This window comes from Streptomyces sp. NPDC005784 (genome assembly GCF_042871525.1).
Taxonomy (GTDB): Bacteria; Actinomycetota; Actinomycetes; order Streptomycetales; family Streptomycetaceae; genus Streptomyces.
Map to the genome: position 1 here is coordinate 51,624 of NZ_JBIAIQ010000020.1, position 15,320 is coordinate 66,943.

Annotated in this window: 12 protein-coding genes; 9 read left to right on the forward strand and 3 right to left on the reverse strand. The window is 71.5% G+C overall.

Features of this window, described 5'->3' with window-relative positions; all coding sequences use genetic code 11:
• Positions 1-15 precede the first annotated feature (15 nt).
• Positions 16-1,059: a zinc-dependent alcohol dehydrogenase family protein gene (locus ACFYR3_RS27690; RefSeq protein ID WP_389284937.1), complete on the forward strand. Its 1,044-nt coding sequence runs from the start codon at positions 16-18 to the stop codon at positions 1,057-1,059.
• 148 nt (positions 1,060-1,207) lie between these two features.
• Here ACFYR3_RS27690 and ACFYR3_RS27695 read toward each other — a convergent pair whose 3' ends face one another.
• Both ACFYR3_RS27695 and ACFYR3_RS27700 read right to left on the reverse strand, forming a co-directional pair.
• Positions 1,208-1,408 carry a MerR family DNA-binding transcriptional regulator gene (locus tag ACFYR3_RS27695; RefSeq protein ID WP_355849669.1) on the reverse strand — a complete coding sequence of 67 codons (201 nt, stop codon included), beginning with the start codon at positions 1,406-1,408 and terminating at the stop codon, positions 1,208-1,210.
• Positions 1,409-1,868: 460 nt separating this feature from the next.
• The gene (locus tag ACFYR3_RS27700; protein WP_355849672.1) at positions 1,869-2,846 is read right to left on the reverse strand and encodes a sugar phosphate isomerase/epimerase; all 978 of its coding nucleotides are present in this window, start codon (positions 2,844-2,846) and stop codon (positions 1,869-1,871) included.
• Positions 2,847-2,975: 129 nt separating this feature from the next.
• Here ACFYR3_RS27700 and iolC point away from each other — a divergent pair, with 129 nt between their 5' ends.
• The 6 genes from iolC to ACFYR3_RS27730 all read left to right on the forward strand — a co-directional run bounded on the left by iolC (position 2,976) and on the right by ACFYR3_RS27730 (position 11,161).
• Entirely contained in the window at positions 2,976-3,983 is a 1,008-nt protein-coding gene (iolC, locus tag ACFYR3_RS27705) for a 5-dehydro-2-deoxygluconokinase (protein ID WP_355849675.1), read from the forward strand.
• A gap of 248 nt (positions 3,984-4,231) precedes the next feature.
• Entirely contained in the window at positions 4,232-5,128 is an 897-nt protein-coding gene (locus ACFYR3_RS27710; RefSeq protein WP_355849814.1) for a deoxyribose-phosphate aldolase, read from the forward strand.
• Between the two features lie 7 nt (positions 5,129-5,135).
• Positions 5,136-5,978: a 5-deoxy-glucuronate isomerase gene (gene iolB / locus ACFYR3_RS27715; protein WP_355849678.1), complete on the forward strand. Its 843-nt coding sequence runs from the start codon at positions 5,136-5,138 to the stop codon at positions 5,976-5,978.
• Positions 5,975-7,858 (forward strand): 3D-(3,5/4)-trihydroxycyclohexane-1,2-dione acylhydrolase (decyclizing), encoded by a 1,884-nt coding sequence (gene iolD / locus ACFYR3_RS27720; RefSeq protein ID WP_355849681.1) that lies wholly within the window; start codon positions 5,975-5,977, stop codon positions 7,856-7,858. The genes iolB and iolD overlap by 4 nt, the downstream gene beginning before the upstream one ends.
• Positions 7,859-7,872: 14 nt before the next feature.
• Positions 7,873-9,375, forward strand: coding sequence for a CoA-acylating methylmalonate-semialdehyde dehydrogenase (mmsA, locus tag ACFYR3_RS27725; protein ID WP_355849684.1), 1,503 nt, complete (start codon positions 7,873-7,875; stop codon positions 9,373-9,375).
• Positions 9,376-9,751: 376 nt separating this feature from the next.
• Positions 9,752-11,161, forward strand: a complete 1,410-nt coding sequence (locus ACFYR3_RS27730) for an APC family permease (RefSeq protein ID WP_355849687.1) — start codon at positions 9,752-9,754, stop codon at positions 11,159-11,161.
• Positions 11,162-11,215: 54 nt separating this feature from the next.
• On the opposite strand, the gene ACFYR3_RS27735 is transcribed toward ACFYR3_RS27730, so the two are convergent.
• Complete coding sequence (locus tag ACFYR3_RS27735; RefSeq protein WP_389284938.1) at positions 11,216-11,626, reverse strand: GNAT family N-acetyltransferase; 411 nt, start codon at positions 11,624-11,626, stop codon at positions 11,216-11,218.
• Between the two features lie 116 nt (positions 11,627-11,742).
• Here ACFYR3_RS27735 and ACFYR3_RS27740 point away from each other — a divergent pair, with 116 nt between their 5' ends.
• Together ACFYR3_RS27740 and ACFYR3_RS27745 are read left to right on the forward strand one after the other, a co-directional pair.
• Complete coding sequence (locus tag ACFYR3_RS27740; RefSeq protein WP_355849693.1) at positions 11,743-14,427, forward strand: alpha/beta fold hydrolase; 2,685 nt, start codon at positions 11,743-11,745, stop codon at positions 14,425-14,427.
• Positions 14,424-15,287, forward strand: a complete 864-nt coding sequence (locus ACFYR3_RS27745; RefSeq protein ID WP_389284939.1) for an ABC transporter permease — start codon at positions 14,424-14,426, stop codon at positions 15,285-15,287. The genes ACFYR3_RS27740 and ACFYR3_RS27745 overlap by 4 nt, the downstream gene beginning before the upstream one ends.
• Positions 15,288-15,320: the final 33 nt, after the last annotated feature.

The window sequence follows — 15,320 nt, forward strand, 5'->3', positions numbered from 1 at the left end:
AGAGGGCGGGAGCCGATGCGGGCAGTGGTGTTCGAGCGGTACGGGGAGCCGGCCGAGGTACGGGACGTGCCGGACCCGGCGCCCGCGGAGCACGGGGTCGTGGTGCGGGTCGAGGCCACCGGGCTGTGCCGGAGCGACTGGCACGGCTGGATGGGCCACGACCCGGACATCGCGCTGCCGCATGTGCCGGGCCACGAACTCGCCGGGGTGATCGAGGCGGTGGGCGCCCGGGTGACGGGCCGGCACCCCGGCGACCGGGTCACCGTCCCGTTCGTCTGCGCCTGCGGAAGCTGTCCCGCGTGCGCGGCGGGCGACCAGCAGGTGTGCGAGCGGCAGACCCAGCCGGGATTCACGCACTGGGGCTCCTTCGCCCAGTACGTCGCGCTCGACCACGCCGAGGTGAACCTGATCGCGGTGCCGCCGGAGTTGTCCTTCGCGACGGCGGCCTCGCTGGGCTGCCGGTTCGCCACGGCGTTCCGCGCGGTGGTCGCGCAGGGGAGGGTGACGGCGGGGGAGTGGGTCGCGGTCCACGGCTGCGGCGGCGTCGGCCTCTCGGCGGTGATGATCGCGGCGGCGTCCGGTGCGCGGGTGGTGGCAGTCGACGTGTCACCCGCGGCGCTCGACCTGGCACGGAAATTCGGGGCAGCGGAGTGTGTGGACGCCTCGGCCGTCGCGGACCCGGCACAGGCGGTCCGCGAACTGACCGGCGGTGGCGCGCATGTGTCGCTGGACGCCCTCGGGTCGCCCGCCACCTGCGCGGCCTCGGTCAACGGTCTGCGCCGTCGCGGCCGGCACGTCCAGGTCGGCCTGCTGCCCTCACCGACCGGCGCCACCCCGGTCCCGATGGCCCGGGTGATCGCCCTCGAACTCGAACTCCTCGGCAGCCACGGAATGGCGGCCCACGCCTACCCGGCGATGCTGGAGCTGGTCCGGGCCGGCGTACTGCGCCCCGACCTCCTCGTGACGTCCACCATCACCCTGGACGCGACCCCCTCCGCCCTGGCCGCCATGGGATCGGCCCCGGGTGCGGGGGTGACCGTCATCGAGCCGTGGGCGTGACGGTCGTCGAGCCGTGGAGGTGACGGTCGTCGAGCCGTGGAGGTGACGGTCGTCGAGCCGTGAGGGTGCCGGGAATCAAGTCGGCGTGAGGGCAATCCAGTTGGGCGGTGCCCCACCCTGGGTGGGGCACCGGTTCGTCGGTATCCGGTCAGGCGCCTCTGCGGCCCCGGTTTCCTGGGCGGGAGGCGGCCCAGGAGCGGACGGTGTCGGCGTACCAGTAGGGCTTTCCGGACTCGACACGGTCGGGTGGTGGCAGAAGTCCGTGCTTGCGATAGGACCGGACGGTGTCCGGCTGCACCTTGATGTGTGCGGCGATCTCCTTGTACGACCAGAGCCTGCGGTCGGTCATGAGTGGCACCTCCCTGCGCGCGTCGCGGCGGCGGCCTGGGGGCGGTCGTCGGGGGAGCCGGGCGCTGCGCTGGTGATCACAAAGCGTGTGCCCCGTGAACGACGCGGCGTGAGGGCTGGGCTGTGGCTGTTGACCGGGTGTGACGTAAGACCCGCGTATACGGGACATGTGTGACACGGGGGTGTTTTTTGTGACACGAGTGACGCATTGGCCCCTGAGGGGCGGAGAGTTGCCGGTGCGGTTCTCCGCAGGACGGTTTCTGCTGCTGTCCGCGCAACGGTCTCCGTACTCGCCCGCGAGGAGGTTTCCGGCGCTCGTCGCGGGGCGATGTCCGACGTTGTTCGCCTCTCCGGCCGGCGCGCGGCGGAGGCGGCCGCCAGGGGGGTGCGGCAGAGGCGCGCGGGAGGAGCGGGCGACCCGCCGGGGCCCGAGTGCTCGGCGGGTCGTCGGGGTGCGGCTCTCACGCCCCGCAGGACCTCAGGAACGCCCGGGTGCGCCGGGCGATCGGGAGTGGCTTGTCCGGCGGGCACGGGTACATGTCCTGCTCGACGATCGCGAAGAGCTCGACACCGAGCTGCTGCGCGGCGGCGAGGACGGGCTCCAGTGCCGGTACGCCGGACGGCGGTTCGCACATCACACCGCGCGCGACGGCGGGCCCGAACGGCAGCTCCTCGGCCCGTACGCCGGCCAGGACCAGCGGGTCCACCTGCTTGAGGTGGAGGTAGCCGATGCGTTCGCCGTACGTCTCGATGAGCTTGACGCTGTCGCCGCCGCAGTAGGCGTAGTGGCCCGTGTCCAGGCACAGCGACACCAGCGAGGAGTCGGTCGCGTCGAGGAAGCGCGTGACGTTCTCCTCGCTGTCGATGTGCGTGTCGGCGTGCGGGTGGACGACGATCCTCAGCCCGTAGCGCTCGCGCACCTCATGGGCGAGCCGCTCGGTCTGGGCGGTCAGATGGCGCCACTGGGTCGGCGTCAGCCTGCTGTCCTCCAGCACCGCGCCGGTCTTGTCGTCCCGCCAGAAGGCCGGGATGACGACGAGATGCCCCGCGCCCGTCGCCTGGGCGAGCGCCGCGATGTCCGAGACGTGCGCCCAGGTGGACTCCCACACGTCGGGACCCCGGTGCAGCCCGGTGAAGACCGTGCCCGCCGAGACGCTGAGCCCGCGCCGGGCGGTCTCCTCCCTGAGGACGTCCGGATCGGTCGGCAGATAGCCGTACGGGCCGAGCTCGATCCACTCGTAGCCCGATCCGGAGACCTCGTCGAGGAAACGCTGCCAGGGGACCTGCCGCGGATCGTCGGGGAACCAGACGCCCCAGGAGTCGGGAGCCGAACCGATCCGGATGCGCGACAGTGAGGACGGAGGCGACGACCTCGGTGACGACTCCGACGAGGGCTCGGGCTGTGACCGCGGCGATGACTGAGGTGGCGACGACGTCATGGGCGTCAGCTTCGGGCGGCTCCGGAGAGGTGTCAAGCGTCGTCCGAATGTCTGGACAAAACGTTGACAGGCTTCGCGTGCGGCACTAGACCTGGGGGCAGCCGTAGAGACCGCAGGGAAGGGAACTCGATGGCGTACGAGCTGATCACCATGGGGCGGATCGGTGTGGACCTCTACCCGTTGCAGACGGGGGTCCCGCTGTCCCGGGTGACCTCCTTCGGCAAGTTCCTCGGCGGCTCGGCGACCAATGTCGCGGTGGCCGCCGCGCGGCTCGGACGCCGTACGGCCGTCATCACCCGAACGGGTGCGGATCCCTTCGGAACCTATCTGCACGAGGCGCTGCGCGACTTCGGCGTCGACGACCGCTGGGTCACCGCGGTCCCCGGGCTGCCGACCCCCGTCACCTTCTGCGAGATCTTCCCGCCGGACGACTTCCCGCTCTACTTCTACCGGCAGCCCAAGGCCCCCGACCTGGAGATCGAGGCCCACGAACTCGACCTCGACGCCGTGCGTGACGCCCGCGTCTTCTGGATGACAGGCACGGGACTCTGCGCGGAGCCCAGCCGCACGGCCACGCTCGCCGCCCTGGCTCACCGGGCGCGGTCCGGTACGACAGTCTTCGACCTCGACTGGCGCCCCATGTTCTGGAACGACGCGGCCGGGGATCGCACGACCTCGAACGATCCGGCCCCGGGCGCGGCCTGGGGCGATCCCGAGGTCGCGCGGCCCTTCTACGCCGAGGCCCTGCGCCACGCCACCGTCGCCGTCGGCAATGTCGACGAGGTCGAGATCGCCACCGGAGAGCGTGAACCGCACGCCGCTGCCGCCGCCCTCCTCGAAGCCGGTGTCGAACTCGCCGTGGTGAAACAGGGACCCAAGGGCGTCCTCGCCGTCCATCGCGACGGCACCACCGCCGAGGTCCCGCCCCTCCCGGTCGAGGTCCTCAACGGCCTCGGTGCGGGCGACGCGTTCGGCGGCTCCCTCTGCCACGGACTGCTCGCCGGCTGGGACCTGGAACGGATCATGCGCCACGCGAACGCGGCGGGCGCCATCGTCGCCTCCCGCCTGGAGTGCTCCTCCGCGATGCCCACCCCGCACGAGGTCGAACAGGCCCTCACCGCCGGAGCGGTGCGATGAGGGCGGGCCACGTCGGGGGAGCCCGCCACGAACAGGGCGGCGACACACCTCCGTCCGCCGAGACGGCCGATTCGGCCCGCACGACGACTCCTGCGGACGAAGAGCCTTCCAGCACCCCCGCGCACAGCCCTTCACCCGCCACCCCCGTGCGGCGGGTCGCCGCCGGCACCCCGCCCACCGAAGTGCCCACCGAAGTGCCCACCGAACCGCTCACCGCCACCCCCGTCACCCCCGCCACCTACGACCGTCTGCGCCCCCCGTCCCCCCGCGTCGACGTCCTCGCCCTCGTCCAGGTCCGGGCCCGGCACCCCGAGGCGATCGCGGAGGCAGCCGCGCGGCGGGTGCGGCGGCCGCTCGTCGACGGCTCGGGGCGGCTGATGATCGTCGCCGCGGACCACCCGGCGCGCGGCATGCTGGCCGTCGGCGACCGGAGGCTGGCCATGGCGGGGCGCGCCGATCTGCTGGAGCGGCTGTGTCTCGCGCTCTCCCGCCCCGGGGTCGACGGCGTGCTCGCCACCGCCGACATACTCGACGACCTGCTGCTGCTCGGCGCGCTCGACGGCAAGGTGGTCATCGGGTCGATGAACCGCGGCGGACTCGCGGGCGCCGCCTTCGAACTGGACGACCGCTTCACCGGGTACCGCCCCAAGGACATCGAGCGGCTCGGCTTCGACGCGGGCAAACTGCTGCTGCGCATCGACTACGACGACCCGGGCTCGCTGCGCACCCTGGAGTCCACCGCCCGGGTGATCGACGACATGGCCGAACGGCAACTCCCGGTCTTCGTCGAACCGTTCCTCTGCCGTCGCCGGGACGACGGCACCCTGCGCAACGATCTGAGCGCCGAGGCCGTCACCAAGTCCATCGCCATCGCCGGCGGCCTGGGCGGCAGTTCGGCGTACACCTGGCTGAAGGTCCCCGTCACCGAGAACCCCGACGACATGGCCCGCGTCATGGAGACCTCCACGCTGCCCGCCGTGCTGCTCGGCGGCGATGTCGGCGAGGACCAGGAGGGTGCGTACGAGAAATGGCGCGGGGCGCTCCAACTCCCCACCGTGCAGGGCCTGGTGGTGGGCCGTTCGCTGCTGTACCCGGCGGACGGCGATGTCGCCGCGGCCGTGGACACCGCCGTAGGACTTCTGTGAGGGCCGCATGAGTCGTCCGAGCAACGAGCTGTACGTGCCCAAGGGCAGCACCGCCGACGCCCACTACGCCCTCGACATCGACCCCGTACGGGCCGGCTGGACCCACAGCAGCCTGCGGATCGTGGAACTGGCACCCGGTGGCACCCACACCTTCACCACCGGGGACAGTGAGTGGATCGTGCTCCCGCTCGGCGGCGGCTGCACGGTGCGCACCAAAGACGGCATGGACGAGGAAGAGTTCCAACTCCTGGGCAGACGGAGTGTGTTCGACGGAGTCTCCGACTTCGCGTACGTTCCCCGTGAGGCCCGGGCCCAGATCGCCTCCGGCGCGGGAGGCCGCTTCGCCCTGGCAGGAGCGAAGTGCGAGCGCCGACTCCCCGCCCGCTACGGCCCCGCGCCGGAGGTTCCCGTCGAAGACCGCGGCAGCGGCAACTGCGCGCGCCAGGTGCGCAATTTCGCCGCCGCGGACGTCTTCGACTGCGACCGGCTCATCGCCGTCGAGGTGATCACCCCCGGCGGCAACTGGTCCTCGTATCCGCCCCACAAGCACGACGAACACCTGCCCGGCGTCGAGTCCCGGCTGGAGGAGATCTACTACTTCGAGATCGACGGCCCGAACGGTTTCGGCTATCAGCGCGTATTCCCTTCCCGTGAGGGCGGTTCGGACGTCCTCGCCGAGGTCCGCACCGGCGATGCCGTCCTCGTCCCCGACGGATGGCACGGCCCGTCGATCGCCCAGCCCGGTCACGCCATGTACTACCTGAACGTCATGGCGGGGCCGGGCGGGGACAGGGAGTGGCGGATCCGCTTCCACCCGGGACACGCAGAGAGCACAGGGGGATACCGATGACCTCGACGACGAGGCTGACGGTCGCACAGGCACTGGTGCGGTTCCTGGCCGCGCAGTACACGGAACGGGACGGCGAGCGGCGTCGCCTGATAGGCGCCACCTGGGGCATCTTCGGCCACGGGAACGTCGCCGGGATCGGCCAGGCGCTCGTCGAGTACGCCGACGAGATGCCGTACCACCAGGGACGCAACGAACAGGCCATGGTGCACGCGGCGGTCGGCTACGCGCGTCAGTGCGGCCGGCTGTCGGCGCACGCCGTCACCACCTCCATCGGGCCCGGCGCCACCAACCTCGTCACCGGCGCCGCCCTCGCCACCATCAACCACCTCCCGGTGCTGCTCCTGCCCGGCGACGTCTTCGCGACCCGCCCCGCCGACCCGGTGCTCCAGCAGCTGGAGGTCCCCTTCGCCGGGGATGTGTCGGTCAACGACTGTCTGCGCCCGGTGTCGAAGTACTTCGACCGGATCGCCCGCCCCGAGGCCCTGATCCCGGCGGCCCTCCAGGCGATGCGCGTGCTCACCGACCCCGTCGACACCGGCGCCGTCACGCTCGCGCTGCCCCAGGACGTGCAGGCGGAGGCGTACGACTGGCCGGAGGAGTTCTTCGCCGAGCGGACCTGGGCCGTGCGGCGCCCGGCGGCCGACGCCGGCGAACTGGCGCGCGCCGTCGCGGCGGTCCGCGAGGCCCGGCGTCCGCTGATCGTCGCGGGTGGCGGCGTCCACCACAGCCGCGCCGAGGAGGCGCTCGCCGAACTCGCCTCCGCCACCCGCATCCCCGTCGCCTCCACCCAGGCGGGCAAGGGCTCGCTGCGCTGGGACCACCCCCAGGACGTCGGCGGCGTCGGACACACCGGCACGGCGACCGCCGACGAGCTCGCCCGCACCGCCGACCTGGTGATCGGCGTCGGCACCCGCTACACCGACTTCACCACCGCCTCCGGCACCCTGTTCGGCGCGTCGGGTGTCCGTTTCCTCAACCTCAACATCGCTCCGTACGACGGCCACAAGCTCGCCGGGACACCGCTGATCGCCGACGCGCGCGCCGGTCTCGAAGCCCTCACCGAGGCGCTGCTGCTGCACAGGCACCGCGCGGAGCCCGCGTACGTCACCGAGTACACGGACGACAAGGAGCGCTGGGAGTACCGCGTCGACGCTGCCTACGAGGCCGAGGACATCGACATCCGGCCCACCCAGCCGCAGGTCCTCGGCGTCCTGGACGAGCTGGTCACCGAGGACGACATCCTGATCAACGCGGCCGGCTCGCTCCCCGGCGACCTGCACAAGCTGTGGCGGGCGCGGTCGCGGGACCAGTACCACGTCGAGTACGGCTACTCGTGCATGGGCTACGAGATCCCGGCCGCGATCGGGGTGCGGATGGCGGCCCCGGACCGGCCCGTGTGGGCGCTGGTCGGCGACGGCACGTATCTGATGATGCCGACCGAGATCGTCACCGCGGTCCAGGAGGGCATCGCGATCAAGGTGATCATCCTCCAGAACCACGGGTACGCCTCGATCGGCGGTCTCTCCGAGTCCGTGGGCGGCGAGCGGTACGGCACCGCGTACCGCTACCGGGCCGAGGACCGCAGCTACACGGGGGCGCCGCTGCCGGTGGATCTCGCGGCCAACGCGGCCAGCCTGGGTATGCGGGTCCTACGCGCGAAGACCGTGCGTGACCTGCGGGCGGCCCTGGCCGAGGCGCGGGGGGCGGACACTCCCACTTGTGTCTACGTGGAGACCGAAACGGCAGACACAGTGTCGGGCGCGCCTCCGGCCCAAGCCTGGTGGGATGTACCTGTGGCCGAGACCGCGACCCGATCGTCGGCGGTCAAGGCACGTGAGGAGTACGACCGGCACGTCGCCGCCCGACGCCGCCATCTGTGAAGGAGTGCATGGCCATGACGAAGACCGTCGACCACTGGATCGGTGGCAAGACCGTCGAGGGTGCGTCGGGTACGTACGGGCCGGTCACCGACCCGGCGACCGGCGCCGTGACCACGAGGGTCGCGTTCGCGAGTGTCGACGAGGTCGACGCCGCGGTCGCCGCCGCGAAGGACGCGTACGCGACCTGGGGACAGTCCTCGCTGGCCAAGCGGTCCACGATCCTGTTCAAGTTCCGCGCGCTGCTCGACGCCAACCGGGACGCGATCGCCGAGCTGATCACCGCCGAGCACGGCAAGGTGCACTCGGACGCGCTGGGCGAGGTCGCGCGCGGTCTGGAGATCGTCGAGCTGGCCTGCGGGATCACCGTGCAGCTGAAGGGCGAGCTGTCGACCGAGGTGGCCTCCAAGGTCGACGTGGCGTCGATCCGGCAGCCGCTCGGCGTCGTCGCGGGCATCACGCCGTTCAACTTCCCGGCCATGGTGCCGATGTGGATGTTCCCGCTCGCCATCGCGTGCGGCAACACCTTCGTCCTCAAGCCGTCCGAGAAGGACCCGTCGGCCGCCATGAAGCTCGCCGAGCTGCTGGCCGAGGCCGGTCTGCCCGACGGTGTCTTCAACGTCGTGCACGGTGACAAGGTGGCCGTCGACCGCCTCCTGGAGCACCCGGACGTCAAGGCGGTGTCCTTCGTCGGCTCGACCCCGATCGCCCGCTACATCCACACCACCGCCGCCGCGAACCACAAGCGGGTCCAGGCCCTGGGCGGCGCCAAGAACCACATGCTCGTCCTGCCGGACGCGGACCTGGACGCGGCCGCCGACGCGGCCGTCTCCGCCGCGTACGGCTCGGCCGGCGAGCGCTGCATGGCGATCTCCGCGGTCGTCGCGGTCGGCTCCATCGGCGACGAGCTGGTGGCCAAGATCCGCGAGCGCGCCGAGAAGATCAAGATCGGTCCCGGCAACGACCCGGCCTCCGAGATGGGCCCGCTCATCACGGCTGTCCATCGCGACAAGGTGGCGTCGTACGTGAAGGGCGCCGCCGACCAGGGCTCCGAGGTCGTCCTCGACGGCACGGGCTACACGGTCGAGGGGTACGAGGACGGCCACTGGATCGGCCTCTCGCTCCTGGACCGGGTACCGGTGACGGCGGACGCGTACAAGGACGAGATCTTCGGCCCGGTGCTGTGCGTCCTGCGCGTGGACACCTACGACGAGGGCGTGGCGCTGATCAACGCGTCCCCCTTCGGCAACGGCACCGCGATCTTCACCCGGGACGGCGGTGCCGCCCGCCGCTTCCAGCTGGAGATCGAGGCGGGCATGGTCGGCGTGAACGTGCCGATCCCGGTGCCCGTCGGCTACCACTCCTTCGGCGGCTGGAAGGACTCCCTCTTCGGGGACCACCACATCTACGGCAACGACGGCACGCACTTCTACACCCGCGGCAAGGTCGTCACCACTCGCTGGCCGGACCCGTCGGAGGCGCCCGCAGGCGTCGACCTGGGCTTCCCGCGCAACCACTGAGGCCCCGCCCGACCCACCCCGTTAAGCCGTCCGCTATGCGGACGGCTTAACGTTTTTTTGACGCCCCCGCAACGATTCCCGTTCATCGGGATGAACCGGGTGATGCAGGTAACTGACGAGTGCGACCTTTGAAAGCATGGTCAGATTCCATGAGATCATGATGATTGCAACAAGGTGACGTTGTCGCCTGCGAAAGCGATGTGACCTGCGTCGCTTCACTATTGCGGATTCCGTAGGTAAACGGCCATTGACGCAACGGTTTCCGTCAAGGTTCCATCAGCGCGGGAGCGGACGAGAAAGAAGTACGACGCGATCCGCCGGAGGCGATATCGCTCCCGCCCGAACCTCAGATGCACGAGTCGATCGGAACCGCTTCATGACCGACACGCTCCGCCCCGTCGAGACCGCCGTCCTGGACGCCGCCCCAACGGCCACAGGGAACCCGAAGACGCTCAAGCGTTCCATCGGCGTCGTCGGCGGCACCCTGCTGACGTTGTCCTGCGTGACCCCGGCCTCGACGCTGTTCGTGGTCATACCCGACCTCTTCGGCTCACTCGGCACCGCGACCGCCCTCACGATCGCGATCGGCTCGCTGCTCTGCATCGCCGTGGCGTTCTGCTATTCGGAGCTGGGCACCCTCATCCCCAGCGCCGGCGGCGAGTACGCCATGGTCTCCACGATGGCCGGACGGCTCGCGGGCTGGCTCGTCTTCGTGATGTCGCTGCTGGTTGTCATGATCGTCCCGCCGGTGATCGCCATCGGAACAGCCGACTACCTTGCCCCGTTGGTGCACCTCGACCCGGCGATGACCGGCGCCGGAGTGATGCTGCTGGCCACCCTCGCCGGACTGCTCGACCTGCGCGCCAACGCCTGGATCACCGGCATCTTCCTGGTCCTCGAGGTCATCGCCGCCGGCCTGGTGGCCCTGCTGGGCTTCACGCACAGCCACCGCGGCCTGGGCAGCCTCACCTCCATGCAGGTCGCCGGTACCGGCGGTCACACCGACCCCGTGACGGCCATGCTCGTCATCTCCGGGCTGGCCATCGCCCTCTTCGCCACCCAGGGCTTCTCGACCGCCGTCTACCTCTCCGAGGAGTTGGAGAACCCGCGGCGCAACGTCGCCCGCACGGTGCTGGCCACCCTCGCCATCTCCACGGTCGTCATCCTGGTCCCGGTCGTCGCCATCACCATGGGCGCCTCCGACATCAAGGAGCTCACCGGCGGCGACATCAGCAGCATGGTCACGGCCTGGTCCAACTCCGCCGTCGGCACCTTCGTCAGCCTCTGCGTCGCCCTCGCGATCATCAACGCGGGCATCGTCATGGTCATCCAGAACTCGCGCGTCCTGTTCGCCTCGGCCCGTGACAAGGCATGGCCCGAGCCGGTCAACAACGGCCTGTCCAAGCTCGGCCGGTTCGGCTCCCCCTGGGTCGCCACCCTGCTGGTGGGCGTCCCCGGCGCCGCCCTCTGCTTCGTCAACCTCGACACCCTGTACGGCGTCACGGGCGTGGCGGTGACCGCCATGTACCTGCTCGTCGCCGTCGCCGCCCTGCTCGCCCGGCGCGGCCACCACCGCCACACCCCCGCCTGGCGGATGCCGCTGTGGCCCGCGATGCCGGTCCTGCTGATCGTCGTCCTCGCCTACGTCCTCACCCAGCAGGAGACGGTCTACCTGGTGTGGACCGGCGGCATCACCGCCGTCGCCACCCTCTACTGGGCCTTCTACCTGCGGCCGCGCCGCCACACCCGCTGGCTGGTGTCGATCCCGGAGGACACGCAGGTCTGACCGGAGTGGTCCGCCCGGCGGATCCCTCCCGCCCGGCCCCGCCCCTCGTGGCTCTCAGCGGAAGTCCCACGTCACCACCGTGCACGTCCCGTCGTCCTTGCCACCCGCGCTGCGGTACGTGGCAAGGGCGACGTCGTTTCCGGTGTCCACCCCCACCCACATTCCGTAACAGCCGCGTTCCCGGGCCAGGGCGGCGAGTTCGCGGACCAGCGCCCGCCCGGTGCCACGCCGCCGGAAGGGCTCGGCCACCGCCAGCTCGTACAGGAACATCTCGGTGCCCTTGTCGGGATGGATTGTCTCGACGCCACTGACGAAACCGACCGGGACCTCGCCCTCGTAGGCCAGGTACAGGTGATGGCCCTGGGCGTCCAGGAACCGCCGGGCCCACTCGGGGCGCACGGGACGGTCGAAGAGGTACTCGGCGGCGGTCAGTTCCCCGACGGTGGCGGCGCGGCGGATCTCCATGGGGCGTTCGTACCACGGACGCGGTATGCGGGACCGGTGCCGTACTCCCGTGGGAGGGGTGCGGGTTCACCCCGGCGGCTGCCCCGGTTGTCGGTGGGCGCCCGTACCGTTGAGGCATGGATCTTCGACTGCCCCGGCCGCGCGGGCCGCGCCGGGGGCAACTCCCCGCTCGCACCACGGCGCGAGCCCGCGGGAGATGGGCGGCCGCCGCTGCGGCCGTCGTGCTGCTCGCCGGTGCGGGCACTTGGACGGCCGTCGCCTCCGACGACGCTCCCGCCGTGCACCGCGCCGACCGCGTCATGGCCATGGACGGCGGAGTGCGGCTCGACACCTCGTACTTCACCGCGGGCCCGTCCACCGTGCGCCGCCCCGCCGTCCTCCTCGCGCACGGCTTCGGCGGCAGCAAGGCGGACGTCCGCGACGAGGCGCAGAAGCTCGCCCGCGACGGATACGCGGTGCTGACCTGGTCGGCGCGCGGCTTCGGCAAGTCCACCGGAAAGATCGGGCTGAACGACCCCAAGAGCGAGGTCGCCGACGTCTCCCGGCTCATCGACTGGCTCGCCCGGCGGCCCGAGGTCCGGCTCGACGGGAGCGGCGACCCGCGCGTGGGCGTGGCGGGCGCCTCGTACGGCGGGGCGATCTCCCTGCTGGCCGCCGCGAACGACCCGCGCGTCGACGCCATCGCCCCGGCGGTCACATACTGGAACCTCGCGGACGCCCTGTTCCCGAACGGCGTGTTCAAGAAGCTCTGGGCGGGCATCTTCATCAACTCCGGCGGCGGCTGCGCCCGGTTCGAGACCGAGCTGTGCGCGATGTACAACCGGGTCGCGGAGTCCGGGAAGCCGGACGCGGCGGCGACGAAGCTGCTCGAGGAGCGCAGCCCCTCCGCGGTCGGCGACCGCGTCAAGGTGCCCACCCTCATCGTCCAGGGCCAGTCCGACTCGCTCTTCCCGCTCGGCCAGGCCGACGCGATGGCCAAGGCGATCAAGGCCAACGGCGCACCCGTGGACGTCGACTGGATCTCGGGCGGGCACGACGGCGGCGACATGGAGACGGACCGGGTCACCTCCCGCGTCGGTTCCTGGTTCGACCGCTATCTGAAGGACGACAAGGGCGCCGACACCGGCCCCGCCTTCCGCGTCACCCGCACTGGAGGCATCGACTCCACCGACGGCGCCGCCCTGCTGCGCGGCGCGAGCGCGGACAGCTACCCCGGACTGGACAGCGGGCGGCACACCGTCGCGCTGAAGGGCCGTGAGCAGAGGTTCCAGAACCCGGCCGGCGCCAGCCCGCCCGCCATCTCGGCCCTGCCGGGACTCGGCGGCTCGGGCGGCCTCGCCCAGCTCTCCACCCTCGGCGTCGGGATCTCCCTCGACTTCCCCGGCCAGTACGCCCGCTTCGAGTCCGCGCCGCTCCGTGCCGACCTGCCGATCACCGGCTCGCCGACCGTCACCGTGCACGTCCGGTCGAGCACCGACGAAGCGGTCCTCTTCGGAAAGGTCTACGACGTCGGTCCGGGCGGCACCCAGCAGGTACTGCCCTCGCAGCTCGTCACCCCGGTCCGCGTCGAGGGCGCGAAGAACGGCAAGGACCTGTCCCTCACCCTTCCCGCGATCGACCACGAGGTCCGCAAGGGCCACCGGCTGCGCCTGGTCCTCGCCTCGACCGACCTCGGTTACGCCTCCCCGGCGGCCCCGGCGACGTACACCGTGTCCCTCAGGAGCGACCTCCAGGTGCCGACGGCCCCCGCGGTGAAGACCGCCGCCACGCCGCTGCCCGCCTGGGTGTGGTGGCTGCCGCTCGCCGGCGCGCTCGCCGCCCTGGCGCTGCTGGTGACCGGCCGCCGCCGCACGAGCGCCCCGGCACCCGATACCGGGCTGGCCGAAGTCCCGCTCCAGATCACCGGCCTGAGCAAGCGCTACGCCAAGTCGGCCGACCGGTACGCGGTACGGGAGCTGTCGTTCCGCGTGGAGAAGGGCCAGGTCCTCGGCCTGCTCGGACCGAACGGCGCGGGCAAGACGACCACTCTGCGCATGCTCATGGGCCTCATCAAGCCCGACGAGGGCGAGATCCATGTCTTCGGGCACGCGATCCGCCCCGGCGCGCCGGTCCTCTCCCGGGTCGGAGCGTTCGTCGAGGGAGCGGGCTTCCTCCCGCACCTCTCGGGCCGCGAGAACCTGGAGCTGTACTGGCTGGCCACCGGCCGTCCCACCGAGGACGCCCACCTGGAGGAGGCCCTGGAGATCGCCGGACTCGGCGACGCCCTCGCCCGCGCGGTACGCACCTACTCCCAGGGCATGCGTCAGCGCCTGGCCATCGCCCAGGCCATGCTCGGCCTCCCGGACCTGCTGATCCTGGACGAACCGACCAACGGCCTCGACCCGCCACAGATCCGCGAGATGCGCGAGGTGATGATCCGGTACGCCGCCGCGGGCCGCACGGTCATCGTCTCCAGCCATCTCCTCGCCGAGGTCGAGCAGACCTGCACCCATCTCGTGGTCATGGACCGCGGCCGGCTCGTCCAGGCGGGCCAGGTGTCCGAGATCATCGGCTCCGGCGACACCCTGCTCGTCGGCACCGCGTCACCCGTCGACGAGCCGGTCGTGGAGAAGGTGGGCGCCCTGCCCGGCGTGCTCTCGGCAGTCGCGACCGAGGAAGGGCTGCTGGTCCGCCTCGACGCCGACGGCAGCGCGCAACGCCTGGTCGTGGAGCTCGTACGCCTCGAAGTACCGGTGGCGGCGGTGGGCCCCCACCGCCGTCTGGAGGACGCGTTCCTCACCCTGATCGGAGGCTCCGCATGAGCACGCTTCTCGAGCGGACCGAGACTGCGGACGGGTACCGGGCGCGCCGCACCCTGCCGCTGCGCGTCGAGCTCGTCCGCCAGCTCAAGCGCCGCCGCACCCTGGTGATGGGGGCGGTCCTCGGGGCCCTGCCCTTCGTCCTGCTCGTCGCGTTCGCGATCGGCGGCCAACCGGGCGCGCGCAACGGCCGGATCACCCTGCTGGACACGGCCACCGCTTCGGGCGCCAACTTCGCCGCGGTGAACCTGTTCGTGTCGGCGGGCTTCCTCCTGGTGATCCCGGTCGCGCTGTTCTGCGGCGACACCATCGCCTCCGAGGCGAGCTGGTCCTCCCTGCGCTATCTGCTGGCGGCACCCGTGCCCAGAGCCCGGCTGCTGTGGTCCAAGCTCACCGTCGCGCTCGGTCTCAGTCTCGCGGCGATGGTCCTGCTGCCGGTCGTCGCGCTGGCCGTGGGTACCGCCGCCTACGGCTGGGGCCCGTTGGAGATCCCCACCGGCGGCGCGCTCTCCGCGGGCACCGCCGCCCAGCGGCTGCTCGTGGTGATCGTGTACATCTTCGTGTCCCAACTGGTCACCGCCGGGCTCGCGTTCTGGCTGTCGACGAAGACGGACGCCCCGCTCGGGGCGGTCGGCGGAGCGGTCGGCCTGACGATCGTGGGCAACGTCCTGGACGCGGTCACCGCCCTCGGCCACTGGCGCGACTTCCTGCCCGCCCACTGGCAGTTCGCCTGGGCCGACGCCGTCCAGCCGACACTGGAGTGGGGAGGGATGATCCAGGGCACGGCGATTTCGGTAACGTACGCGCTCGTCCTGTTCGCCCTGGCCTTCCGCGGTTTCGGGCGCAAGGACATCGTGTCGTAGGTCTCGGGAGGGTCTCCCACCGGTCTCGACGGG

Bases quoted from the DNA above. Each gene is read 5' to 3' on its own strand.
- ACFYR3_RS27745 (WP_389284939.1), top strand. From the start codon at position 14,424: ATGAGCACGCTTCTCGAGCGGACCGAGACTGCGGACGGGTACCGGGCG.
- iolD (WP_355849681.1), top strand. From the start codon at position 5,975: ATGACCTCGACGACGAGGCTGACGGTCGCACAGGCACTGGTGCGGTTC.
- iolB (WP_355849678.1), top strand. From the start codon at position 5,136: ATGAGTCGTCCGAGCAACGAGCTGTACGTGCCCAAGGGCAGCACCGCC.
- ACFYR3_RS27735 (WP_389284938.1), bottom strand. From the start codon at position 11,626: ATGGAGATCCGCCGCGCCGCCACCGTCGGGGAACTGACCGCCGCCGAG.
- ACFYR3_RS27690 (WP_389284937.1), top strand. From the start codon at position 16: ATGCGGGCAGTGGTGTTCGAGCGGTACGGGGAGCCGGCCGAGGTACGG.
- ACFYR3_RS27730 (WP_355849687.1), top strand. From the start codon at position 9,752: ATGACCGACACGCTCCGCCCCGTCGAGACCGCCGTCCTGGACGCCGCC.
- ACFYR3_RS27695 (WP_355849669.1), bottom strand. From the start codon at position 1,408: ATGACCGACCGCAGGCTCTGGTCGTACAAGGAGATCGCCGCACACATC.
- mmsA (WP_355849684.1), top strand. From the start codon at position 7,873: ATGACGAAGACCGTCGACCACTGGATCGGTGGCAAGACCGTCGAGGGT.
- iolC (WP_355849675.1), top strand. From the start codon at position 2,976: ATGGCGTACGAGCTGATCACCATGGGGCGGATCGGTGTGGACCTCTAC.
- ACFYR3_RS27700 (WP_355849672.1), bottom strand. From the start codon at position 2,846: ATGACGTCGTCGCCACCTCAGTCATCGCCGCGGTCACAGCCCGAGCCC.
- ACFYR3_RS27740 (WP_355849693.1), top strand. From the start codon at position 11,743: ATGGATCTTCGACTGCCCCGGCCGCGCGGGCCGCGCCGGGGGCAACTC.